Annotated in this window: 1 protein-coding gene; it reads left to right on the plus strand. The window is 44.9% G+C overall.

Features of this window, described 5'->3' with window-relative positions:
* The coding region (locus E0D98_RS27330) for a hypothetical protein (RefSeq protein WP_165941103.1) at window positions 1-208 on the plus strand (208 nt) is incomplete at both ends.

Genomic DNA, 208 nt, shown 5'->3' on the forward strand with positions numbered 1-208 from the left:
CACCAGTNAATTCAGATGATGCTGCTTTTTTACCGACCATCAATATGGCTGATGGCGGATTTAACCTGATGTCTGATTCATCAGTACTGAAAGCCAGAGACCAGGCATCTGTTGTTGGTGATATTATGTCTGATAAACAGGCCACAATCAGCTTCGGAACTGAATCAGGTAAAGAGGGCATATTGTCTGAGAAGGCATCCCGGGGACT

The sequence above is a fragment of the Escherichia sp. KCJ4928 genome, from assembly GCF_004352695.1.
Classification (GTDB): domain Bacteria; phylum Pseudomonadota; class Gammaproteobacteria; order Enterobacterales; family Enterobacteriaceae; genus ECMA0423.